22 protein-coding genes and 1 pseudogene are annotated in these 22,493 nt (G+C 44.4%); 21 read left to right on the top strand and 2 right to left on the bottom strand.

Translation table 11 applies throughout. The annotated features are described in order from the left end of the window. The first annotated feature begins 174 nt into the window (after positions 1-174). The 17 genes and pseudogenes from DIU38_RS31230 to DIU38_RS31150 all read left to right on the top strand — a co-directional run bounded on the left by DIU38_RS31230 (position 175) and on the right by DIU38_RS31150 (position 18,108). The gene (locus DIU38_RS31230) at positions 175-4,563 is read left to right on the top strand and encodes a CusA/CzcA family heavy metal efflux RND transporter (protein ID WP_112653922.1); all 4,389 of its coding nucleotides are present in this window, start codon (positions 175-177) and stop codon (positions 4,561-4,563) included. A 7-nt stretch (positions 4,564-4,570) separates the two neighbouring features. Further along, positions 4,571-5,791 (top strand): efflux RND transporter periplasmic adaptor subunit, encoded by a 1,221-nt coding sequence (locus DIU38_RS31225; RefSeq protein ID WP_112653923.1) that lies wholly within the window; start codon positions 4,571-4,573, stop codon positions 5,789-5,791. A 12-nt stretch (positions 5,792-5,803) separates the two neighbouring features. After that, the gene (locus DIU38_RS31220; protein WP_112653924.1) at positions 5,804-7,933 is read left to right on the top strand and encodes a heavy metal translocating P-type ATPase; all 2,130 of its coding nucleotides are present in this window, start codon (positions 5,804-5,806) and stop codon (positions 7,931-7,933) included. Continuing rightward, positions 7,926-9,245, top strand: a complete 1,320-nt coding sequence (locus DIU38_RS31215; RefSeq protein ID WP_112654010.1) for an Nramp family divalent metal transporter — start codon at positions 7,926-7,928, stop codon at positions 9,243-9,245. The genes DIU38_RS31220 and DIU38_RS31215 overlap by 8 nt, the downstream gene beginning before the upstream one ends. Then, a complete protein-coding gene (locus tag DIU38_RS31210; protein WP_112653925.1) occupies positions 9,242-9,922 on the top strand; it encodes a hypothetical protein in 681 nt (226 codons plus the stop codon). The genes DIU38_RS31215 and DIU38_RS31210 overlap by 4 nt, the downstream gene beginning before the upstream one ends. Next, positions 9,919-10,650: a ZIP family metal transporter gene (locus DIU38_RS31205; RefSeq protein WP_112653926.1), complete on the top strand. Its 732-nt coding sequence runs from the start codon at positions 9,919-9,921 to the stop codon at positions 10,648-10,650. Before DIU38_RS31210 ends, DIU38_RS31205 begins: the two co-directional genes overlap by 4 nt. 10 nt (positions 10,651-10,660) lie before the next feature. Continuing rightward, on the top strand, positions 10,661-10,840 hold the full coding sequence (locus DIU38_RS31200) for a hypothetical protein (RefSeq protein WP_112653927.1): 180 nt from the start codon (positions 10,661-10,663) through the stop codon (positions 10,838-10,840). A gap of 3 nt (positions 10,841-10,843) precedes the next feature. Then, complete coding sequence (locus DIU38_RS31195) at positions 10,844-11,452, top strand: hypothetical protein (protein ID WP_112653928.1); 609 nt, start codon at positions 10,844-10,846, stop codon at positions 11,450-11,452. Then, the gene (gene rseP / locus DIU38_RS31190; protein WP_112653929.1) at positions 11,449-12,795 is read left to right on the top strand and encodes an RIP metalloprotease RseP; all 1,347 of its coding nucleotides are present in this window, start codon (positions 11,449-11,451) and stop codon (positions 12,793-12,795) included. The genes DIU38_RS31195 and rseP overlap by 4 nt, the downstream gene beginning before the upstream one ends. Beyond that, a complete protein-coding gene (locus DIU38_RS31185; RefSeq protein WP_112653930.1) occupies positions 12,792-13,403 on the top strand; it encodes an HD domain-containing protein in 612 nt (203 codons plus the stop codon). Before rseP ends, DIU38_RS31185 begins: the two co-directional genes overlap by 4 nt. Further along, a complete protein-coding gene (locus DIU38_RS31180) occupies positions 13,400-14,017 on the top strand; it encodes a hypothetical protein (RefSeq protein ID WP_112653931.1) in 618 nt (205 codons plus the stop codon). Before DIU38_RS31185 ends, DIU38_RS31180 begins: the two co-directional genes overlap by 4 nt. After that, positions 14,014-14,748, top strand: coding sequence for a hypothetical protein (locus tag DIU38_RS31175; RefSeq protein ID WP_112653932.1), 735 nt, complete (start codon positions 14,014-14,016; stop codon positions 14,746-14,748). Before DIU38_RS31180 ends, DIU38_RS31175 begins: the two co-directional genes overlap by 4 nt. A 17-nt stretch (positions 14,749-14,765) precedes the next feature. After that, complete coding sequence (locus tag DIU38_RS31170) at positions 14,766-15,458, top strand: DUF1345 domain-containing protein (RefSeq protein WP_112653933.1); 693 nt, start codon at positions 14,766-14,768, stop codon at positions 15,456-15,458. 24 nt (positions 15,459-15,482) lie between these two features. After that, positions 15,483-16,058 (top strand): annotated as a pseudogene (locus tag DIU38_RS34305) (D-sedoheptulose 7-phosphate isomerase). Positions 16,059-16,069: 11 nt separating this feature from the next. Continuing rightward, positions 16,070-16,474: a hypothetical protein gene (locus tag DIU38_RS31160; protein WP_112653934.1), complete on the top strand. Its 405-nt coding sequence runs from the start codon at positions 16,070-16,072 to the stop codon at positions 16,472-16,474. Positions 16,475-16,503: 29 nt separating this feature from the next. Further along, entirely contained in the window at positions 16,504-17,412 is a 909-nt protein-coding gene (locus tag DIU38_RS31155; RefSeq protein WP_112653935.1) for a cation diffusion facilitator family transporter, read from the top strand. Positions 17,413-17,484: 72 nt separating this feature from the next. Continuing rightward, the gene (locus DIU38_RS31150) at positions 17,485-18,108 is read left to right on the top strand and encodes a TetR/AcrR family transcriptional regulator (RefSeq protein ID WP_167516322.1); all 624 of its coding nucleotides are present in this window, start codon (positions 17,485-17,487) and stop codon (positions 18,106-18,108) included. Here DIU38_RS31150 and DIU38_RS31145 read toward each other — a convergent pair. Next, a complete protein-coding gene (locus DIU38_RS31145; protein ID WP_112653937.1) occupies positions 18,103-18,345 on the bottom strand; it encodes a helix-turn-helix domain-containing protein in 243 nt (80 codons plus the stop codon). The two genes, DIU38_RS31150 and DIU38_RS31145, sit on opposite strands and share 6 nt — an antisense overlap. Before the next feature lie 114 nt (positions 18,346-18,459). Between DIU38_RS31145 and DIU38_RS31140 the strand changes: the two genes are divergently transcribed. Next, complete coding sequence (locus tag DIU38_RS31140) at positions 18,460-18,732, top strand: hypothetical protein (protein ID WP_112653938.1); 273 nt, start codon at positions 18,460-18,462, stop codon at positions 18,730-18,732. An 84-nt stretch (positions 18,733-18,816) separates the two neighbouring features. Here the strand turns inward: DIU38_RS31140 and DIU38_RS31135 are convergent, their stop codons facing one another. Then, positions 18,817-19,383 (bottom strand): RNA polymerase sigma factor, encoded by a 567-nt coding sequence (locus DIU38_RS31135; protein WP_112653939.1) that lies wholly within the window; start codon positions 19,381-19,383, stop codon positions 18,817-18,819. 396 nt (positions 19,384-19,779) lie between these two features. Between DIU38_RS31135 and DIU38_RS31130 the strand changes: the two genes are divergently transcribed. The 3 genes from DIU38_RS31130 (at position 19,780) to DIU38_RS31120 (ending at position 21,939) form a co-directional block, all read left to right on the top strand. Then, positions 19,780-20,025 carry a helix-turn-helix domain-containing protein gene (locus DIU38_RS31130; protein WP_112653940.1) on the top strand — a complete coding sequence of 82 codons (246 nt, stop codon included), beginning with the start codon at positions 19,780-19,782 and terminating at the stop codon, positions 20,023-20,025. 287 nt (positions 20,026-20,312) lie between these two features. Continuing rightward, entirely contained in the window at positions 20,313-21,320 is a 1,008-nt protein-coding gene (locus DIU38_RS31125) for an ATP-binding protein (RefSeq protein ID WP_112653941.1), read from the top strand. 73 nt (positions 21,321-21,393) lie between these two features. Then, positions 21,394-21,939, top strand: a complete 546-nt coding sequence (locus DIU38_RS31120) for a hypothetical protein (protein ID WP_112653942.1) — start codon at positions 21,394-21,396, stop codon at positions 21,937-21,939. The last annotated feature ends 554 nt before the right edge of the window (positions 21,940-22,493 follow it).

Below are 22,493 nucleotides of genomic sequence, written 5' to 3'. Positions count from 1 at the left end.
CCAGTCCGAACAAGCATCGTGTTGTTTACTACAACCGAAAGGTTGCACCTAAACCAACATGGATGCGGGTTACCAGAATCATAGGCATCATTTTTTTGACGGTGTTTATGATCCTGGCAATGATCGGTATGGTTAGAAAGTATTACCGTATGGTAACAAAACCCCAAACCCAACATGTTAAATAAGATTATTCATTTTTCCATCAACAATAAGCTTGTGATCGGGATCTTTACGCTTGGGCTGGTCGCCTGGGGGATCTGGTCACTCAAAAAGCTACCCATAGATGCCGTTCCTGATATTACGAATAATCAGGTTCAGGTGATCACCCTAAGCCCCTCGCTGGCCACCCAGGAGGTAGAAAGACTTATTTCCTATCCCGTCGAACAGACTATGGCGACTATTCCGGAGATCGAACAAGTACGTTCGATTTCAAGGTTCGGTCTCTCCGTTGTCACCATTGTGTTTCACGATGACGTTGACATTTACTGGGCTCGCCAGCAGGTCAATGAAAAACTGTCAGAGGCCAAAAATAATATCCCGGCGGGTTTAGGCAATCCGGAAATCTCACCAATCTCCACTGGTCTTGGCGAGATCTATCAATATGTGATCCATGCCAAGCCGGGGTATGAAAAAAAATATGACGCGCGTGAATTACGAAGTATCCAGGACTGGATCGTTCGCCGCCAATTGCTTGGCACACCTGGCATCGCCGAGGTCAATAGCTTCGGCGGATTGCTGAAACAATACGAGATCGCCCTGGACCCTGACAAGCTGCGCAGTTTTAACCTGAGCATTACCAATGTTTTCGAGGCATTGGAGCAGAACAATCAAAATACCGGTGGCGCTTACATAGATAAAAAGCCCAACGCCTATTTTATTCGTAGTGAAGGCCTCGTTGGTTCGATCGATGATATCGGAAAGATTGTAGTCAAGAATAATACCGATGGCACCCCTGTCTTGGTGCGCGATATTGCAATTGTTAAGATCGGTAACTCTATCCGCTTTGGGGCTTTGACACGTGCTTCCAGAGAAAACAGCGGTGAGGCCGTGGGTGGTATCGTGATGATGCTCAAGGGCGCGAATGCTAATAATGTGGTGACCGCCGTTAAGGAAAAAATTGCCCGCATCAATAATACTTTGCCCGAGGGTGTTGTTGTAGAACCGTTCCTTGACCGAAGTGCGCTGGTTAGTCGTGCCATAGGCACAGTAGAAAAAAACCTGATCGAGGGTGCGTTGATCGTTATCTTCGTCTTAGTCATATTCCTTGGCAATCTTCGTGCAGGCTTGGTCGTGGCCTCGGTCATACCCTTGGCCATGTTGTTCGCTATTTGTATGATGAATCTCTTCGGGGTTTCCGGTAATTTAATGAGCCTCGGGGCAATTGACTTCGGACTCATTGTGGACGGAGCAGTTATTATCGTAGAAGCGACCATGCATATTTTGTATGCGAAGCAAAGGAACAAGGCTTATACACAGGAGGAAATGGATGCCCAGGTTGAAACTTCGGCAGTGCGTATGATGAGTGCCGCCGCTTTCGGGCAGATCATTATCCTGATCGTATATTTCCCAATTTTGGCACTGGTCGGTATTGAAGGTAAGATGTTCCGGCCGATGGCAGAAACTGTGGCTTTCGCTATAATCGGCGCATTCCTTTTATCACTGACCTATGTACCGATGATCTCCTCCATGTTTTTGAGCAAAAAGCCGAAAAACGGCAAGAACTTCTCGGACAAAATGATGGATGCGGTTCATAAACGCTATGAGCCGATGATCAAAGGGGCGCTAAACCGCCGGATGCCAATTATCATCGTTTCGGTGGTCTTGCTGGCAGCAGCAGTGTTCACTTTTACACGTATGGGTGGTGAATTTATCCCGACGCTGGAAGAAGGTGATTTTGCGGTTGAAACCCGCTTGCTGACCGGCAGTTCCCTTTCCCAAACTATTGATAAAGTTAATCAGGCCTCGCAAATCCTTGTGAAGAAATTCCCGGAAGTCAAAGAGGTGATCGGTAAGATCGGTGCAGCTGAAATACCCACCGATCCGATGCCGATGGATGCCTGCGACCTGACCGTGATCCTGAAAGACAAAAAAGAATGGACGACTACACATGACCGTGAGGAGCTGGCCAATCTGATGGCCAAAGAACTGGAAAACGTGCCGGGCGTGACCTTTGGTTTTTCACAACCAATTCAGCTACGTTCCAATGAACTGATTTCCGGAGTACGTCAGGATATCGGGATCAAGATATTTGGTGACGACTTGCAAACCCTGGCCGATCTTTCTCAAAAGATAGGTAAGATTGTGGGTACGGTGTCGGGCGCTAAAGACTTGTATGTTGAACAAGCTACCGGCCTGCCGCAGATCGTCGTCAAGATTGACCGTGATAAAGTAGCACAGTACGGCCTAAGCGTTGCGACAGTAAACCAGGCGATCAATGCCGCCTTTGCGGGGCAGTCAGCAGGTCTGGTATATGAAGGTGAACGCCGTTATGATATGGTGGTTCGTTTATCTGATCTGAACCGACAGAATATTGACGATGTAAAAAATCTGTATGTAACCGCCCCTAATGGCAACCAGGTGCCGCTGGAACAATTGGCCAGCGTGCAGTTCCAGGTTGGGCCAAACCAGATCCAGCGGGAGGATACCAAACGCCGTATTGTGGTCGGCCTGAATGTGCGCGGCAGGGATATTCAATCGGTGGTGACCGAGATACAAGCTAAGATCAATCAGCAGATCAAAATGCCAGCAGGTTATTATGTAACCTATGGCGGACAATTTGAGAACCTGAAAGAGGCGACCGCCCGCTTGTCTGTCGCCGTACCGGTGGCCTTGCTACTGATCCTATTATTATTGTATTTCTCTTTTGGCTCCATCAAGCAGTCCATCCTGATCTTTTCGGCTATTCCTATGGCAGCTATTGGTGGCGTATTCGCGTTGCTGCTGCGGGGCATGCCTTTCAGTATCTCTGCGGGTGTTGGTTTTATAGCCTTGTTCGGTGTAGCTGTATTGAATGGTATCGTATTGATTACCGAGTTCAATCGCCTGAAAAAGGCGGGGCAGACTGATGTGAAAAAGATTGTATTGGAAGGTACGCATGAACGGTTGCGGCCCGTACTGATGACCGCTATGGTGGCCTCGTTGGGTTTTATGCCGATGGCGATATCATCTGCCGCAGGTGCCGAGGTACAAAAACCGCTGGCGACTGTGGTGATCGGTGGTTTGATCACTTCTACTATTTTAACTCTAATCGTTTTACCGGTGCTATATACTTATTTCGAAAATTTCCGCAGAAACCGTAAGGGTGGTAAAGCGGTGAAGGTAATCGCTTCGCTATTGTTATTCCTGGGATTCGGGCTATCATCAGCTAAAGCACAGACCCTGGTTACACCGGGTCAGCCCATCAGTATGGACCAGGCTGTATCCACTGCCCTCACCAACAATTTCGGTGTGCGGTCGTCCCAGTTGCAGATCAGTCAGCAAACTGCACTCAAAGGGAGTGCCTTTGACCTGGGTAAGACCAATGTGAATGTTCAATACGGCCAGTTCAACAGCATCAAGCGTGATAACCAGATCAATGTTCAACAAAGCATTCCTTTTCCGGGCTTATTTAAAAGCCAGCGACAGGTATTTGAAGCCCAGGAAAAGAATGCCCAGATCGGATTGACCTTGACACAGGCGCAACTGCGTTACCAGGTACGCCAGGCTTATGGACAGTTATCCTATTTTACTGCTTTAAGCGACCTGTACCTGCGGCAGGACTCGATCTACAACGAGTTCTATCGTGCGGCTTCAGTGCGTTACAAAGCTGGTGCAAGTAACCTCCTGGAAAAAACCACGGCAGAAACCCAGTTGAACGAGATCCGCAACCAGACCACCCGGAATAACGGCGATATCGCGGCAGCCAGTGCCGAATTACAGCGGCTAATGAATACGACCGATTCCGTAGCACTGGCCCATGGGGCGCTGAAAAAGGCGGTGGCGGAGTTCAAGCACCTTGACAGTGCGATCAACCAGAACCCGCAACTGGCTTATCAGCGTCAGCAGATCGTTTTGGCCGACCGTAACATAGACCTGGAGAAAGCACGGTCAGGCCCCGATTTTACCATCGGGTATTTTAACCAGTCCATTATGGGTATTCAGAATGTGAATGGTGTTGACCGGAATTTTACCGGCGCGAACCGCTTCCAGGGGGTACAGGCCGGGGTTTCCATTCCGTTGTTTTTCAAGCCTTATGCGGCACGCGTTAAATCGGCCCGCATTCAGAAAGAGGTTTCCCAGGCGCAGCTGCAATTGTATGAGAAGAACCTTTCCAGCCAGTATGAACAGGCTTATCACCAGTTGCTCAAAAACGACCGCTCTGTTTCTTATTACGAAACCAGCGCGCTGCCTAATGCCGACCTGATCCTGAAGCAGGCACAGATCGCTTTCCGCAACGGGGAGATCAGCTATGTGGAATTTGTCCAGGCTTTAAAAACCGCCTCGGATATCCGTCTGGCCTATTTACAGGCACTTAATCAATACAATCAATCTGTTTACGACTTGCAATACCTTACCGGTTTATAATTAAAAGATGAAAAAACAAATCATAAAATTTACAGGGCTGATGATGATCGCATCACTGGCCCTAACGTTCGGCAGCTGCGGCGGCGGTAAAAAGGAAACCCCTGCCCAGGCTGATACGACCAAAAAGAAAGAAGATAGTAACGTCGCTGAGATCAGCGAAGCCCAATACAATACACTCGGCGTTAAACTGGAAAATGTTAGCCCGAAATCATTGAGCGGCGTATTAAAAGTAAATGGCTTTATCGATGTGCCACCACAAGACCTGGTCAGTATCAGTACGCAAATGGGTGGTATCGTCAAATCTATTCCTGTGCTGCAAGGCTCCGTCGTGAGTAAAGGTCAGGTGATCGCTGTTTTAGAAAACCAGGACTATGTACAATTGCAGCAGGACTACCTGGACAGTAAAAGCCAGCATGACCTGAATTCGGAAGAATATAAGCGTCAGCAAACCCTGGCCTCGCAAAACGTAACCGCTACTAAAGTTTTACAGCAGGCTAAGGCTAACTACGAAAGTTCTATGGCACGGGAAGCGGCGTTACGCCAGCGCTTAAAGCTGATCAATATTGATCCATCAAAATTAACGCCCGGCGCGATGCGTAGCACGGTGAATATTTATGCACCCATCGGCGGCTATGTGACCAAAGTAAATACTAATGTGGGCAAATTCGTTAATCCGAATGATATCATGCTGGAGATCGTCAATAGTAATAATCTTCACGTGGAGCTGAGTGTGTTCGAGCGTGACGCGGAAAAGGTTAAACCTGGTCAAAATGTGCGGTTCACGCTGACCAATGATTCTACCGAGCGGCAGGCTACAGTTTCCTTAGTCGGTAAAGAGATCAATACGGATAAGACGATACGCGTACATAGTATCGCGAAAGGCAGTTTCAATTTCCTTCCAGGAACTTACGTAAAAGCATTCATAGAAACCGGAAAAAATGCTACCCCAGCTTTACCTGAAAGTGCGGTGGTCAACTTTGAAGGTAAAAAATACATATTTATCCTGACCGGCACCGCGAACGAAAACAGGAAAGATGCCGGGGAAAAGGGTGAAGGCGAGCCCACAAAGGTTTATCGTTTTAGAATGGCTGAAATAACGACCGGTGTCAGCGAAGGGGGCTATATCGCGGTTGAACTGCCATCAAGCATACCGGCAAATAGTCAAATTGTAACCAAAGGAGCTTATGATTTGTTAAGCAAATTGAAAAATAGCGAAGAAGAGGAATAAATTCTAAAAACCATGAAAAAACAGGAAAGCAAAACTGCAGCGTCCCCTAAAGGGCACACACACGAACATCCGAGGGTGGATATCAGCCAGCCGGAGGATAAGGAAGAGAAAAAAGGTCATAAACATGATGAAGAAGACCATGAACATGAGGAGGGCCACGATCATGAGCATGGCGGTATTTTCGGCAAGAATACCGAACTGATCTTTGCGATCCTTTGCGGTGTTGCCCTGGGTGCCGGTTGGGGCCTGCATTTTGTAAAAACGCTGCCTGAATGGGTCAGCCTTTCCTGTTATATCATTGCTTATTTCTTTGGGGGCTTTTTTACTGCGAAAGAAGCAGTGGAGACCATTCTTAAAGGCGGCTTTGAAATTGACTTCCTGATGCTTGTCGCTGCTATCGGCGCCGCCATCCTGGGTTCCTGGCTGGAAGGGGCGCTGCTGTTGTTCTTATTCAGCCTTGGCCATTCGCTGGAACATTATGCGATGGGGAAAGCCCGGAAGTCCATAGCAGCGCTGACCAGCTTAGCCCCGCCGACCGCCCATGTCATCAGGGATGGCAAACAATCGGAAGTGCGGATCGAGGAACTAAAACTTGGTGACGTGATCGTGATCAAACCCAATAGCAAGATACCAGCTGATGGTGTGGTGGTTAAAGGTGAAGGCAGTGTAAACCAGGCTCCCATTACCGGCGAAAGCGTTCCTGTAGAAAAACGACCGGTTGCTGACACCAATAAAGATTACAGCGCTGAAAAAACGATCAAATCGGAACACCGGGTATTTGCTGGCACCATCAATGGCGGTTCGGCACTGGAGGTTAAAGTAATCCGCGAGGCGAAAGATTCAACGATCAGCCGCCTGGTTAAAATGGTCAATGAAGCGGAGAAACAAAAATCACCGACGCAGTTATTCACGGATAAATTTGAAAAATACTTTGTTCCCGCGGTGTTGGTGTTGGTGACTGCTTTATGTTTTGCCTTCCTGGTTATTGATGAACCATTCAGCAAAAGCTTTTACAGGGCTATGTCTGTTTTAGTAGCTGCCAGTCCCTGTGCATTGGCCATCAGCACACCGAGTGCGGTATTGAGCGGTGTTGCCCGTGCCGCCCGTGGCGGCGTGCTGATCAAAGGCGGCCGCCCGCTGGAAGACCTTGGCAATCTTCAGGCAATCGCCTTCGACAAGACCGGGACCTTAACGGAAGGTAAGCCAAAACTGACCCAGGTCATTCCTTTTGAAGGTTTTACTGAAGAACAATTGCTGGAAACAGCCATCGCGGTTGAAAAGTTGAGCGACCACCCATTGGCCGAGGCTATCGTCGTTGGGGGCATGGAACGATTAAAGAAAAACCATAAAATACCGGAAGCGGGGAGCGTGAAAGGTATCACCGGGAAAGGCGTTCAGGCCAAGATCGGCAGTCACGAGATCCTGATCGGTAACCTGGCCTTGTTTGGTAAAACCCTGCCAGACGAGTTAAGAAAGCAAGTCGAAGAGCTGGAGAAAGGTGGTAATACTTCTATGATGGTGAAATCCGGTAAGGACTTTCTGGGCATTATTGCGCTCATGGATACCCCGCGAAAAGAAGCTAAGCATGTGATCGCCGAATTAAAGGAACTTGGCATTAAAAAAATGGTCATGCTGACCGGTGATAACCAGCAGGTCGCTGAAGCCGTGGCCAAAGAAGTCGGTGTGACCGATGCCTGGGGTAACCTCATGCCGGAAGATAAGGTTGAAGCTGTAAAGAAGCTGGACAAGTCCGAGAAAAAAGTGGCTATGGTCGGCGATGGCGTCAATGACGCACCGGCTATGGCGAAAAGCACGGTTGGTATCGCTATGGGCGCTGCCGGCTCTGATGTGGCATTGGAAACTGCTGACATCGCTTTAATGGGTGATAAACTGGAAAGCCTGCCTTTCGCCATCGGACTTAGCCGCAAATCTCGTGGGATCATCAAACAAAATCTATGTATCAGTTTGGGTATGGTTGCCGTGTTGATCCCGCTGACCGTATTGGGTATTGCGTCAATAGGCCCGGCAGTAGTAGCCCACGAAGGTTCTACATTATTGGTCGTATTCAACGCGCTACGCCTGTTGGCTTATGACAGCGGCCATAAAAATGTTTCAAAATCTAAAAAGAAAAAGGATGCTTAAAAAAATCAAAAAGTTTTTAGGGGCGCTTGGTCCCGGAATAGTGACCGGTGCCAGTGATGATGATCCGTCGGGAATTGCCACCTATTCTCAGGCCGGAGCCAAATATGGCTTAACTACTTTATGGACGGTGATCATCACTTTTCCTTTAATGGCTGCTATTCAGGAAATGTGTGCGAGGATAGGGCTGATCACCTCGGTCGGATTGACTACAACGCTTAAAGCGCACTACGGTAAGGCGGTCTTATACCTGATGGTTATCTTTAGCGTCCCGGCGATTATTCTCAATATCGGGGCTGATATCGCTGCAATGGGTGCCGTCGCTAACCTGATGATACCATCTGTACCACCCATTTATTTCAGCATGTTCTTTACTTTTTTGTTACTGATATTTATCGTGTACCTGCCCTATCAAAAATTTGTAGCAGTATTGAAATATTTGTGTCTCACCTTGCTGCTTTATATTGTCGTTCCTTTTTTCACCAAACCCGATTGGGCGCAGGTGCTCAAACACACTTTCATTCCAACCTTCCGATTGGACAAGGATTTTATCGGCGTCCTGGTTGCTATTTTGGGTACGACCATTTCCCCCTACCTTTTTTTCTGGCAGACAGCTATGGAAGCCGAGGATGTGAAGACGGTCAAGCGGCAGCTGATCGTTAATAAACGAATGCTAACCCTGAGTGATGCTTTTCCGGATAACGGGGAAAAACGGGAAAGAAAGCTTTTGGGCCTGCTCATTCAAAAAATGAGTATTGATGTAAACCTGGGGATGTTCTTATCCAACCTCATCATGTTCTTTACCATCCTTGCGACCGGTACAGCCTTATTTAGCCATGGCGTCAGGAATATCGATACTGTCGAGCAGGCGGCCAAAGCACTGGAGCCGGTGGCGGGTCAATTATCCTACCTACTGTTTACCGTAGGGATTATCGGAACCGGTTTCTTAGCGATCCCGGTTTTGAGCGGTTCTTTATCTTATATCGTAACAGAAACCTTTGGCCTGAAAGGTAGTCTGGATAAAAAATTTCACCAGGCTAAAGCTTTTTATGTGATCCTGATCATTTCGGTATTGCTTGGTTTAGGTATTAACTATTTCGGAATCAATCCGGTGGATGCGCTGCTTTACACAGCCATCCTCTATGGCGTGACTTGTCCGGTTATCATCGGTATTGTACTGCATATCGCCAATAACAAAAAGATTATGGGCGAATACACGAATAAAACCTGGTCCAATGTTTTAGGCGGCCTTTGTTTGCTGGTGATGACAGCCGGAGCAATTTTTTTGGTCTATCTCCAATTTTTTAGTAAATGAGGCTTGGTAAATACACGTCGAAAACTTTTCAGATCATCTGCTGGTCAACTACACTGGCGATGAGCTGCTTCCTGGCCGCTGTTTGCCTGATGGTTTTCCACGTAAACCTCAGCACAATCAATGACTGGTTGGAAACAGCTGTTCAGCGGATCAAATGGCAGCAAGTTCGGGCTATGGCACCGCATTTTGTTAATGCCTCCTACTGGATTCCTTACTGGTGCGCGATCATACTGATGTTCTTATATAAAGAGCGTGTCAGGTTTATGTTCTGGCTGAATAAATTTTCCCTGTTCGGACTGATCCTGACAAGCTTGCTGTTTATCTCGAACCAGGCGGTTCGACAATTCTGGCCGGAAATCTGCGGCCGGTCTGAAAATTTTCTGCATCCAAGACCTTATGAAAACTGTCAGCTGTTTTTCGTTAGCGGAGCGGTGGTAACGGGCTTAAGCCTGCTTGCCATTTTTTGTCTACGCAACAGGCAATGGATAGTCAAGGTGATGCTCGCCATCAGTAGTATTTGTCTGTTGTTTGCAGCGCTTTTGCAGGGCAGTTTCTTTCCGCTACAATTGTTGATCGCTGTAGGGATAGCAGCTGTTGCCGCCGGGATCGGTTACGTTCAGATTACCCTGACCAACCAGGAACACTATTATGGTTTTAACAAGAATTTGAAGGTATGAGCCAATTAGAAAAGGAAATTGTTTTTACGGTGATCCCGGTCATACTGCTCATTGCCGGTGGGACTTTGAGTATTTTCACTAAGCCAAGCAGCGCTTTCAAAAGCATAACGCTCCACTTTGCGGCCGGGGTGGTGTTCTCCGTAGTTGCGGTGGAATTGCTGCCGGACATGATCAAGATTCACGACCCACTAATGATCGTGATCGGGTTTATTGTGGGTATCGGTTCTATGCTGATCGTCAAACAGGTCACTGAAAAAATAGAAGCTTCCGAGGAAAGGTCGGCAAAGCAAGGAACATTGCCCTGGGCCGCCTTATCGGCCATTGGCATTGACTTGTTGATCGACGGTATCCTGCTGGGCATTGGCTTTGCAGCCGGCCAGAAAGAAGGAACGTTGCTGGCTTTTGCGCTGGCGCTGGAATGTTTTTCATTAGGCATCGCAGTTATTACCACAATCCGCACCGCTTCGATCAACCGGGGCAAAATGTATATGGTCCTCGTCGGCTTAGGCATCGTTTTTCTGTTCGGCGCGGTAGCCGGGCTATTCCTGTTGCATAATGCGCCCGAAAAGATGATGGAATTTATCTTATCCTTTGGCGCCGCCGCTCTGCTTTACTTGGTGACCGAAGAATTGCTTGTCGAAGCGCATGAAGAAAAAGATTCGCCGGTTTACACCGCCTTGTTTTTTGCTGGCTTTCTGATCTTCCTGGTGTTGGGCATCATACTATAAATAAATACTAATGGAAACTAATCAATCAAATAACGAACAAACGCCGCTTAAAGACCTGGAACCGGAAGTTAAGGCCAAAGCATTGGAAATTGAAAGGCAGTTGAAAGAAACTGATATCCCTGAAGGCTGTACCCGTGAAGAAGAAGCGGTTAAGCGCGCACAGCAGTGGTTTTTAGATATGGAGGGATAGACAATGAACTTTCCGTTTAAAATAAGTGAGGAGTCTGGCCTATACCAGTATTTACATATCAAAGCCAGCCCGGAATTCCGAACGCTAAAAGACAGTAACCTGCAAATGCAGGTGTATCTCACGTTGGCTAAAAGGTTGTCGGTTGGCTTGAATGCTTATGCACTATTGCCTTTTTCACCGGATATCGCCGAGCTGTGGCCAGATTATATTCCGGTCAATTTTAACTATCGGTTCCTGGCTAACGATTTCAGCGGTCTGGGCGTTGATCAGGGCTTCCAAAGATTGAAAGATGGATCGCCATTGATGGTAATTTTTGCCTTAAAAGACCTGATGACCTTACGTAGCATACCAGAAGATTGCTTCGGTGACCGCGCCTCTTCGGTTTCCCTCATTTTTGTGCACGCAGGGCGGGAAGCCGCTTTGACAGCATTGCTGCAAGGTGAAAATCTTCCTGACTTAGCCACTTTTCTAATGAAAAATGAACTTTTTGTACATCTGACCTGCGGTAAGGAGCCTGGCTATTATGACGGTTTATTGCTCCATTCGCTTACAGATATAAGTGTACAAATCAAAGGTGCAATCCAATTAACCCAAACTGCCGGGCTACTATGAGCATATTGATGATGATCGGCCAATTCCTCTGCGGGCTGAGCCTGCTGGTTTTTTTTCATGAATTAGGTCATTTTCTTGCGGCAAAAGCATTCGGCATCCGGATCAAAAAATTCTACCTTTTTTTCGATGCGTTTGATAAGCGGCTCTGCCGCTTTAACTACAATGGCACCGAATTCGGCCTCGGTTGGCTGCCTGTCGGAGGTTATGTCCGTATGGCCGGAACCATGACCGGAACCGACGAAAGTGATCCGGGTGAAGATTCAGAAATTCCCTACGACCAGCGTTACGACCATAAACCGGTATGGCAACGGTTGATCGTCATGTCTGCCGGCATCATCATGAACCTGCTTTTAGCGCTGCTGGTTTACTGCGTAATGTTTCTTTATTACGGCAGGAACCAGGTAACTATTTTTGGTAAGAATTTAATCATTTTACCCGGTCAATTGGGGATGCAAGCCGGCTTACAGCCAGGGGATGAAGTAACGGCTATTAATGCCGATTCCTCACTGTATGAGGATGAACTGCTCAGCACGCATCTCATGCATGGCAATACGATATTATCCATTGTTCGCCGGCAGGGCAAAGAAAGGGTACATATGCATGTCGCCGTATCCCCGAAAATCATGCAACTGGTCGCAGATAAGGGTCTGACCCAGTTTTTCTCTATTAAGGCCGGCTTCCAGGTCGATTCAATATATACCAACCTTGATCTTCGAAAAAACAAGGAGTTTAAGAATGCCCATATCGTGGCGCTTAACGGTGATTCCGTCAACTCTTTCAATGATTTTATTATCCGGTTGAAAGAGACCAAGGCACGTCAGCTTTACCTGACGGTTATACATGATGGCAAAACCAGCACGATGCTGGCGCACCGCGATAAAGACGGTCATATCGGGTTCAGCCTGGATAATAGAGCACCTTTGTTACGGCCTGAACGGGTAAGCTTTGTTCAATCTCTGTCTGCGGGAGGCTCAAAAATGTGGAACAATATCGCTGAAAACTCCAAAGGACTCAGCCAGCTTGTTTCAGGTGAGGTCAAAGCCAGAGATGGGTTGGTAGGCCCCGTACGCATCGCCACTTTGTTCAGCGGTCATTTTGAAGCCAAGCGGTTCTGGGAATTAGTCGCCATGCTTTCAACCGCGTTGGCATTGATCAACGTCATTCCGCTGGCTCCAATGGATGGCGGTGTTATGGCCGTACTTGTGTATGAAGCTGTTACTCGCCGACCTGTCAACCGATCGTTTTTGGCCTTTTTTTATCTCGCCGGTATAGTTGCGATCATGCTGCTTTCAGGCTACGTCCTCTTAAACGATATCCGTGCACTTAATCTCATCACCCTATGAATGATCTGATCAAAAAAAGTGAACAATATGTTACCGCCCTGCTGGCTGAAAAATTGCCTGCGGGGATGGCTTACCATAACCTCCTTCACACGCGCGATATGGTGTCTGCTGTGCAGGAGCTTACAGAAAGCATCTTGTTAAACAATTGGGAACAGGAGATTCTGCTCGTCGCCGCGTGGTTTCATGACAGCGGTTATTGTTATACTTACCACGGCCATGAAGCCATTAGCATGACATTGGCGGGCGATTTCCTGCGGGGGCTTGGCAAAAATGAGATTTTTATCAATCCGGTTAACGATTGCATCCGGGCAACGCAGATGCCACAAGCTCCGCATACGATTTTCCAGGCGGTTATGTGTGATGCTGATATGCGTCACCTGGCGCTGCCGGACTACGCCGCTCACGCTGACAGGCTTCGAAAAGAATGGTTTCAGATGCTCCATAAAGAATTTTCGGATGCCGACTGGGACCGGCAAAACTTACAATTTATGAAGAGTCATACCTATTTCACAATACATGCTAAAACTCATTGGGAGCCGGAAAAGCAACAAAATATTAGCCTATTGCAGGACAAGTTAAACGATATAGACCAAAATTTCCCCTCATGAATATACAACGTTTTCGAAACCATGCTTGCTGGCTAAAGCTGACTATCATAACGGGCTTCCTGTTAGTAGCAGGTGCCAGTGTGAAAGCCCAAGCGTTGCCTGTTAAACGGCAATCGTCAAATTATCTGCATTTACTGCGAAATACATCCGACTCCTTACTGCGTTTACCTGTGGGAAAGGACGTGCGGCAATATTATTTCCAGGTGACACGTACGATTTACAGTGAGGCCTTGACCATAGCAAAAGCAGAAGTTTCGCAGCAAAGCGGAACTCAAAATGCGGTTTTTGCGCGGACTATCGTTCAATTGATCACAAAGCTCAATGGCGATCTGAAGGCCCTTCCTGACCAGCAGGGAGCTATCCCGGTATCAGCGTTCATCCAGCGAAATACTAATGCAGCGCTGGGAAATTTCGGAAGGTATCAGCAGCCCGAAGGTTTAAATCACGAGCGGCAGTATCTCTGGGTGATGATCCAGGTATTTGAAAACCTCAACCAGATCAATGTCGGTTATCTACAGGCTGGCCTGACACCGGAAGAGAAAAAGGCCGTTTGGCAACGCCTGAACGTGCAGCAGCAAATTACAGCTCAATTAAGATCAAAATATGAACCATGAAAATTTCTGACATGGTTAACCGTGTAAATATCCCCGAAGCATATCCCCGAAACCCCATAGCCAGGCTATGGGGCGGGGTTTGCCCAATTATCCTGATGGCTTTATTATGCCTGTTTCTACAGGCGAATGGACAGCCGCCTGACAATGCCAGACATTTTAAAGGATATCAGTCAGCCGATAATCTCAAACAAACACAAATATACACAACCCAAGATTCCGCGTTTGACCAGAGACCAAAACATAAATCACCCTATTTGATGGCTGATAAATTCCGGCTTTCTTACGCCATGGCCGCCTTTCCTGTCAGAACAACTTTGAGATCTGACGGTCGTCTTTCCTGGATTAATTACGGCCTTCAGTTAGGCTTTGATTTTCGGTTTTACCGCCAGTTATTCATTCAGTTCGAGGGTTCAAAAAATTTTGGTACCAACCGAACTTACTATTCGCAATATGGCTTGCATCTGGGCTATGATATCGAGCTAACCCAACAGCCAAAGGCGTTCCTTCTTACCCCTTTTGTGGGCTATAATTTTTTCAGATATGATCAAAGAAATACCGGACTAAAAGGCAATGCTAATTATTTGATTGGCGGGATAAGGTATAGCCTGGAAATCAATCGCCGATTATCGGTTTATGCATCGACGGGTCTTAGTAATCTGAAATTACAGGGTGACCCGCTATTATATCCAACCGATATCTCCGCCGCCGTTGGATTTATGGTCAAGTTATAACTAAATCAATATAGGAAATGACGAAATCAAAGCAAATAAATTTTGCCCGCCTGGACGCCCACCATAAATTGTATGTCGCGCTTACTTTGGCCGTAGTCTGCTGGTTGGCGACCCGGAGTGGCGGATTGTCAGCCCCCACGCAGTTTATGTTGTCCTGGTTAACTTACTCGGTGACCTCACTAACACTATCCGTATTGACGATCTTCAACGTACATCCAGCTGATTTCCACCAGGATGCCCACGAACAGGATTCCAGTAAAACATTGGTTTTTCTGTTCGCCATATTTGCCTCGGTCACCAGCTTATTTGCTATCGTTTTATTGCTCAGAAGCGGTTCAGATAGAGATGCGCAGCAATTGACCCTTCATGTGCTGTTGTCCCTAACCTGCGTAATCACTTCCTGGTTATTAGTGCATACAATATTCACTTTTCGATATGCTCATTTTTATTATTGCGACGTCGAAGACGGTTCAGACAGCAAGACTTTCCAACCTGGTGGACTGGATTTTCCGAACGAACCCAAACCGGATTATCTGGATTTTGCCTATTTCTCCTTTGTGATTGGGATGACTTTTCAGGTTTCTGATGTACAGATCACCTCCAGGCGAATCCGGAGGCTGGCCCTGCTTCACGGTCTGTTGGCCTTTTCATTTAATACCGTTATCGTGGCCTTAAGTATCAATGTAATCGCTGGCCTTGTACAAAAATAAATTGTAAAATAATCAAACTTGAATATGAACCAGAATGAATATATGATAGGCGAGATTGACGAACATATAAATGCCGTCCAATCACTCACCACACCTGAATTTTTAAATAAAATAGAACAGGCGGCCAGGATTGTCATTGCTACCATTAATAACGGTAAAAAGCTACTGCTCTTCGGGAACGGTGGCAGTGCAAGCGATGCCCAACACATTGCGGCGGAGTTTACGGGCCGCTAGTTTAATGAGCGGCGGGGATTACCTGCCATTGCACTGACTACAGATACTTCGGCGCTAACAGCTATTGGTAATGATTATGGATTTGCAGCCGTATTCTCACGTCAGGTAGAAGCATTAGCCCAGAAGGGTGACCTGGTGATCGGTATCTCCACAAGTGGCAATAGCGACAATGTGGTCAATGGGCTCATCGCGGCCAGGGAGTGGGGATGTCGTGTGATTGGCTTAACCGGCAACGGGGGCGGCCGGATGGTCGAAATGTGTGATGTTATGCTAAATGTGAATTGTCGGACTACGGCAAGGATTCAGGAAATGCACATCCTGATCGGACATCTGCTATGCAGTGCAATGGATAGGGCAATTATTTAAAAGAGATTAATATGAAAACGAACACTTATAAAGTCAACTTTCTTATCATCGCAATTAATCTGTTTATCAATATTGTTGGAATAACAGCGGCAGTTACTTTCGCTTTGGTCAAAAGCATTTTAATTATTAACGTTTTTACTTACTGCCTGTTGCTATATGTCATTTATTGCTATAGACAAGCAGCGTTATTTGAAACCCGTGACCGGCTGCAGGGTTTACTTGATACTCAGCGCGACCATCTGAGACGTCATAATTTTCAACATCTTTCGAACGAAAACTTCAATTTCCTGCTGCTGCAATATGGCAAAATGATGCAAAACTTATTGGAACAACAAGTGCAGTCCGGATATACCGCCAACCAGGATTTGAAAGAGCAGATTGACGGGCTTAATGAGCGTTTAGAGTCTCTTATTTAATCAACATTTATTTATAGTAAACAATCGAAATGGCACACGATCATCACGACCACGATCATTCAATAAAACTGGAGAACGTAAACACCGCTTTTATTATAGGAATTATATTTAATTTCCTTTTTGTTATCCTCGAAGTTATAGTGGGAATAGCAATTCATTCCATGTCGCTGCTTTCGGACGCTGCACATAATCTTGGTGATGTCGGCGCGCTGGCCTTGTCCTTATTGGCGTTCAGGCTTTTAAAGGTGAAAGCAGATCATCGCCATTCCTACGGCTTTAAGAAGGCGTCAATACTCGCGTCGTTATTCAATGCTGTGGTGCTGCTAATTTCCATGGGCGTAATTTTATACGAAGCGATCCGTCATATCTTTCATCCGGCACCATTACCTGGTATTACCGTATCTATTGTTGCCGGTATCGGGATTGTCATCAATGCGGTCACCGGAATCATGTTCGTTAAGAACAAAGACAAGGACATTAATGTGAAGAGTGCCTACCTGCACCTGATGTCAGACGCCTTGGTGTCTGTTGGAATTGTAATCGCCGGTGTGATTATTCACTTCACGCATTTTTATTTAGTTGATAGTATCGTCAGTATCCTGCTTGTAAGTTTTGTCGTGTACACAACGTGGAATCTGTTAAAAACCAGTATGCGTCTTTCAATTGATGGTATGCCTGAAGGAATTGAAATTAAGAAAATTCATGCAGAGGTCCTGAAGATTCCCGCAGTAATGGCTATTCATCATATTCATGTATGGGCAATCAGCACCCTTGAAAATGCAATGACGGCTCATTTCGTATTAAAAAACGAGATTTCCAATGATGAGATTGTAAAAGTAAAGCATGAAGTCAGGCATGTCCTCGAACACTTAAATATTCAGCACCTCACGATGGAAATTGAGATGGAAGGAGACAATTGTGATCGGGATCAATGTTGAGATTCCTGACTAAACAATGTCAGCACTGGAAAACCAACCAATTATGAATTATACAGAATGAAATTTTTACCTATGAAAAACAAAAAAGAAACCAAGCAAAAGCTCATTCAAGCAGTGGGTGAAATTATTAAACGCAAGGGATTTGCCGGGCTTAAGATTAGTAAAATAGCGAACCTGGCCGAAGTTGACCGTAAATTGATCTATCGTTATTTCACTAATCTTGATGGATTGATTGAGGCTTATGTTAAAGAAAATGATTATTGGATGCTATTCTCAGATGTTCTTAAAGAAGTCGCCGAGGAAACACCTTCGAGTAATGTAAAAGGACTCATTGTTGCGATCCTGCAAAATCAGTTCAGATATTTCTATTCAGGAAAAGAAATGCAGGAATTAATATTATGGGAAATATCGCAGGAAAATCCATTGATGCGCAGTATTCATCATGCGAGAGAATCTTATGGTCAAAAATTCCTGGCAATGACCGACACGCATTTCCAGAGAACGTCTGTCAATATCCGGGCTGTGACCGCATTGTTAGTAGGAGGAATTTACTATACTATATTACACGCGCGATTTAATGGCGGTATGATCAGTGACATTGATATCAATACTGACGTTGGTCAGGACAGTATTTTGAAAGCACTTGAACAGATTGTAGGCTGGGCATTCGAAGCTGCAGATAAAGAATTATTATGATCCGGAATTTTCAGGTAATTTGAAATCTTTACAAACGAATTCCAACAGCTCGTTTGGCTGCACATTTATAGCCAGCGCGATGAGATAAAGTTCTTCTACGCGCAGGTGAGATCTTGAGTTAATTGACAGTTGGCTTAACCGGTACGTACTTAAGCCTGTTTTTCTGGCTACATCGGCTTTATTTACCGATCTTTTAGCCAAATAAAGGCCTAAATTCGTTAGCGTTTCCTTTTGCAAAATTATTTTTTTGCTAAATGTATTCCGCGTATATCTTTATTGATAAAATATTTGTATTTGAATGTTTATTATCTACATTTATAGATAATATCTCTATTTTAAATTTGTAGTGCTATGGTTAACAAAATTTCGGATAAGACGGCATTACCAGACTTTTCATCTTTAACTGGCATCATGAAGCGGTTTCATGAGGTTCCCTATGACCAGTTGCAGCGGGAATTGAATGAATATTTTGAAAAAAATCTTGCTGCCACATCTCCGGAACTGTCAAATTTGCAACAAGCTAATTTAGTGAAATTCAGAGATCAAATTATGAAACTGATGAACGATTTGTTTGCCCAAGCAGATCTTGTTCAGGAATGCAAAAGTATAATAGACAAGCAATAACCGATTTTCCAATAAATGAGAGTGCATTCACTATAATATGGAGCAGTAAATTTTGTTCCTCTCACAAGTACAATATCCACATAATTAGATGAGGTAAAATAGCGGTCCCAATTTTCGTCTCAGAATTGTTCGTGCTTTATTGACCTGCTTGGATACATTGTTTTCAGATGTATTTAAACGTTCAGCTATCTCTTTATAAGATAACTGGTCTTTATGATTTAATTCAAAGATAATGCGCATCTTCGGAGGAAGTTCAGCGATTTGTTTATCAATATAAGCGCGAAAGTCCCGTTCACGGGTTTGATGATCTGTAGGAAGAATCGTGTTTTTATTGTAAAATCTAACCAGCGAATCGATATGTTTTTGTTCGACCTGCTCATGGGAAAAAAGATCAAATATTCTATTACGAGTTGAAGTGAACAGGTAAGCGGCAAGGTCTTTTACCTGGGAAATTCTTTCTCTTTTGAACCACAAATAGGTGAATATGTCTTGCGTAACGTCCTTGGCCTGATCTTCATTCCGTAATTTCTTATAAGCATGAACATAAATGAGTTCAAAATAGCGCTTGTAAATTTCCAGGTAAGCAGGATGGTTATCCACACTTAGCAATTGAAGTAATTCTCCATCTGAATATAAATTTAGGTCAGCCATTGCTAAACTGTTTTAATTGGGTGGTCTCCGGAATTTCACTATATAGCCCTTATCTGTTCAGATTTTGACGCTGAAATAGATAGGCGCTTATGTTCATCGATTTTACAATGCATTTATATCGGTTTCACTTAAGCAAATCAAACGATGTGACAAGGAAATAGAAACTTAGTAAAAAATAAAAGCCCGCAAGACAATCGCTGTCGCAGGCTTTTAACCTAAACCTTATCACAAATTAAGCGATGCCAAAATTTGGTGTGATGACCAACGCTCATTTATACAACACAAATTTACTTATCTTAATCAATAATCCTAATTTTTCATAAAAAAATGTGGGTTAGTTTGCCCACATTTTTTTATGAATATTAATTCATTTTTCCTATTCATTAAAATCTACTAATGATTAGCGAAAAAGGAAAAGAATCTCTGTTACAATTTGGCGAACATCTCAGAAATCTCCGGGTTTCTAAGAATTTGTCATACAGGCAGATGTCTTTACTTTGTAATGTTGATCATGCGAATATCAGGCGAATTGAACAAGGGAAGGTTAATCCCACGCTGCTGACCATCGAAGAATTATCGCTGGGACTGGATGTTCATCCATCAGAATTATTAAACTACAAAAATTTGGAAGGCAGACCTTAACCAGTTTGTTCACAAGCATCCGCCTTTAAAATTGATAAAAGTTATTATTACATTTGTAACAGGCTGTTTCACCCCTTAGAGATAGTCTACATATTTATTGAAGATATTGCGTTACGCAAAACTCGTTCATAGGAAACTGGTAATTTCAAACGAAAACGAGGGATAAGTGAAACGCTCATGCCAATGGTGTGGGCCTACTTATTTCGTTTTCAGGTATACCAGTACCTCTATGAGCAAATAGGTATTGCCTGCGCCATTTCTTTTTTGGCAGAGCTAAACCGTATCGTATGAAAATTAATAGCTTAATTTCTCGTAGTTATCAAACCACTTCGGTTCTTGAAGATACCCGTGACGTATTGCAATTTCTCCAGGAATGCGAATACCTGGCTGTGACTGATGAGGAATCGCAGATTTTGGGTATTGTAACCTTAAAAGATCTGAATGCTCAACCGGAAAGTCGGAATCTGATAGATTGTGACATTAATAAACCAATCGTCACTTACGAGCATACCATTAACGAAGTTTTTCATCTGATGAGGGAATCAGGCTTTGATTATTTACCTGTTTATGATCAACAAAATTTCGTCGGTGTTATCGAAATCATTGCTATAACAGGCTGCTTTGCTACCGTGTTGGAGGAAAGCAAACGGGAATATCAAAAAGTTATTCATGATCTCAGAAATCCGATCAGCAATATCTACGGCTTAATCGGCCTTTTTAATAATGCTGAAAATAATAACGAGAATATCGATGTACTCAAATTATGCGATATATCCTGCAAACACGCCCTTAATATTTTAGATGATCTTTTATACGTTGAAATTGAAGAAAGTAAGCCCTTAAGCAAGGTAATAACTGAATTGAACGGATTTTACAAGCAATGTCTTGATGAGCAAACCGGTTTATGCGTACAAAAAAATATTAAGATCATCGTTGATTTTTGCGACACAAAATACCAAAAAGTAATTGACCCTGTGACAGTCAAGCGCGCAGTTCAAAATGTAATTGCAAACGCGATCAAGTTTTCTTACCCGGATTCTTCTATTAAAATAATGACGAATATGGAAGATGGTAAGATGATCTTAACGATCGTTGATGCAGGCATTGGTATTCCCGACCACTATCATGATCAAATTTTTGAAAAATTTACGGTCGCGGGCAGGTCTGGTACCAAAGGTGAGCCTTCGACCGGTCTTGGCCTTTGTTTTACCAAACAATGTCTGGAACAACACGGAGGCGAGATTTATTTTAAAAGCACGGAAGGGAAAGGAAGTATATTCTATATCCGTCTGTAAATCGATATGTTAACGATGTCCCCACATTTTAAAAAAATGTGCTTTTATTTTGTAGGATTAACTATAAAGAATTATGAAAAAAATTAAGATGACTGCGGTAACTGCTTTATTGCTTTTTGTCGGTATTAATATTGCTCGGGGACAATTGCGCGTCCGTGTTGAAGCAGGCCAAATTTATCTAAAGGATTTAGTGCCGAATGAAGCTAAGTATAAGTCAATCAGTGACAGTCTTGATCAGAAGTTAAAAATAAATCCTAATGACACGACAAGTTTGTTTTACAGGTCAATGCTTTATTTGCAGTTTAATAGTCTTAAAGCGAGACCAGACCTTACTACCAATATTGTAACCGATCAACTATTGGCAGGCAAAAAATTAGCTGACAGGGCAGATAGCTTGGGTATGAAGAATTTAAATCTCAAAATTATAAGGGCCCAGCTGTGCAAGGAACTCACTTTCAGGTATGCACCCGCTGATACGTGGAGATTTAACACGGCACAAATGGCGTCGCGAAGACAAAAATTTGAATATTATAAAGCATCAGCAAACCGCCAATATGATTTACTGGCCGATTTAGATAAAGCGCATTCGTCAGACTATCAGCGGCTAAAGGTAAAATAGCAATCCATCAATATAAATTAAAGCAACGCCCGCAATGGCAAATGACATTTTTCAATCGCTCTTTTTGTTCTAAGATCAGTTAATATAGTTAAAGTGTGTTTGGAAGAAGAGCCAGCACACTTTTTTAACACGGGATATCTATCCTAACCAGTTGAAATTTAATTCTGTGATGGGAAAGTTTACCTAAGCCATTTAAATTCGATAAGTAAGTATAAATTAAAGATTATGTTGACATGCATTGGAATAGACGATGAAGAACATTGCAATAGGTATTTAAAAGAATGCTGTGATCAAATATCTAATGTTAATTTGGTTAAAACATTTACGGACCCGTTTGCAGCAGTTACATTATTGGCGACAGGAACAATTGAAGTATTATTTCTGGATTTCAATTTACGTAGCATTATCGCTCCGGACTTTATCTTGCACGTTCCCGCCAGCGTAAAGGTGGTGATCATATCATCGGAAATGGAAAGAACAATTTTAGCCTATAATATGAAGATTGCCGGGATTCTCCATAAGCCCTATACTTGTCAAAGCTTATCCGATACATG

Origin of the sequence: Mucilaginibacter metallidurans, assembly GCF_003286435.2 — a bacterium.
GTDB classification, from domain to species: Bacteria; Bacteroidota; Bacteroidia; order Sphingobacteriales; family Sphingobacteriaceae; genus Mucilaginibacter; species Mucilaginibacter gossypii.
Note: the sequence above shows the minus strand (reverse complement) of the source record. Positions and strands in the feature narration are given on the sequence as shown.

What these genes read in the sequence shown, in the direction of transcription:
- DIU38_RS31230 (WP_112653922.1), top strand. Translation starts at nt 175, where the DNA reads ATGTTAAATAAGATTATTCATTTTTCCATCAACAATAAGCTTGTGATC.
- DIU38_RS31225 (WP_112653923.1), top strand. Translation starts at nt 4,571, where the DNA reads ATGAAAAAACAAATCATAAAATTTACAGGGCTGATGATGATCGCATCA.
- DIU38_RS31220 (WP_112653924.1), top strand. Translation starts at nt 5,804, where the DNA reads ATGAAAAAACAGGAAAGCAAAACTGCAGCGTCCCCTAAAGGGCACACA.
- DIU38_RS31215 (WP_112654010.1), top strand. Translation starts at nt 7,926, where the DNA reads ATGCTTAAAAAAATCAAAAAGTTTTTAGGGGCGCTTGGTCCCGGAATA.
- DIU38_RS31210 (WP_112653925.1), top strand. Translation starts at nt 9,242, where the DNA reads ATGAGGCTTGGTAAATACACGTCGAAAACTTTTCAGATCATCTGCTGG.
- DIU38_RS31205 (WP_112653926.1), top strand. Translation starts at nt 9,919, where the DNA reads ATGAGCCAATTAGAAAAGGAAATTGTTTTTACGGTGATCCCGGTCATA.
- DIU38_RS31200 (WP_112653927.1), top strand. Translation starts at nt 10,661, where the DNA reads ATGGAAACTAATCAATCAAATAACGAACAAACGCCGCTTAAAGACCTG.
- DIU38_RS31195 (WP_112653928.1), top strand. Translation starts at nt 10,844, where the DNA reads ATGAACTTTCCGTTTAAAATAAGTGAGGAGTCTGGCCTATACCAGTAT.
- rseP (WP_112653929.1), top strand. Translation starts at nt 11,449, where the DNA reads ATGAGCATATTGATGATGATCGGCCAATTCCTCTGCGGGCTGAGCCTG.
- DIU38_RS31185 (WP_112653930.1), top strand. Translation starts at nt 12,792, where the DNA reads ATGAATGATCTGATCAAAAAAAGTGAACAATATGTTACCGCCCTGCTG.
- DIU38_RS31180 (WP_112653931.1), top strand. Translation starts at nt 13,400, where the DNA reads ATGAATATACAACGTTTTCGAAACCATGCTTGCTGGCTAAAGCTGACT.
- DIU38_RS31175 (WP_112653932.1), top strand. Translation starts at nt 14,014, where the DNA reads ATGAAAATTTCTGACATGGTTAACCGTGTAAATATCCCCGAAGCATAT.
- DIU38_RS31170 (WP_112653933.1), top strand. Translation starts at nt 14,766, where the DNA reads ATGACGAAATCAAAGCAAATAAATTTTGCCCGCCTGGACGCCCACCAT.
- DIU38_RS31160 (WP_112653934.1), top strand. Translation starts at nt 16,070, where the DNA reads ATGAAAACGAACACTTATAAAGTCAACTTTCTTATCATCGCAATTAAT.
- DIU38_RS31155 (WP_112653935.1), top strand. Translation starts at nt 16,504, where the DNA reads ATGGCACACGATCATCACGACCACGATCATTCAATAAAACTGGAGAAC.
- DIU38_RS31150 (WP_167516322.1), top strand. Translation starts at nt 17,485, where the DNA reads ATGAAAAACAAAAAAGAAACCAAGCAAAAGCTCATTCAAGCAGTGGGT.
- DIU38_RS31140 (WP_112653938.1), top strand. Translation starts at nt 18,460, where the DNA reads ATGGTTAACAAAATTTCGGATAAGACGGCATTACCAGACTTTTCATCT.
- DIU38_RS31135 (WP_112653939.1), bottom strand. Translation starts at nt 19,383, where the DNA reads ATGGCTGACCTAAATTTATATTCAGATGGAGAATTACTTCAATTGCTA.
- DIU38_RS31130 (WP_112653940.1), top strand. Translation starts at nt 19,780, where the DNA reads ATGATTAGCGAAAAAGGAAAAGAATCTCTGTTACAATTTGGCGAACAT.
- DIU38_RS31125 (WP_112653941.1), top strand. Translation starts at nt 20,313, where the DNA reads ATGAAAATTAATAGCTTAATTTCTCGTAGTTATCAAACCACTTCGGTT.
- DIU38_RS31120 (WP_112653942.1), top strand. Translation starts at nt 21,394, where the DNA reads ATGAAAAAAATTAAGATGACTGCGGTAACTGCTTTATTGCTTTTTGTC.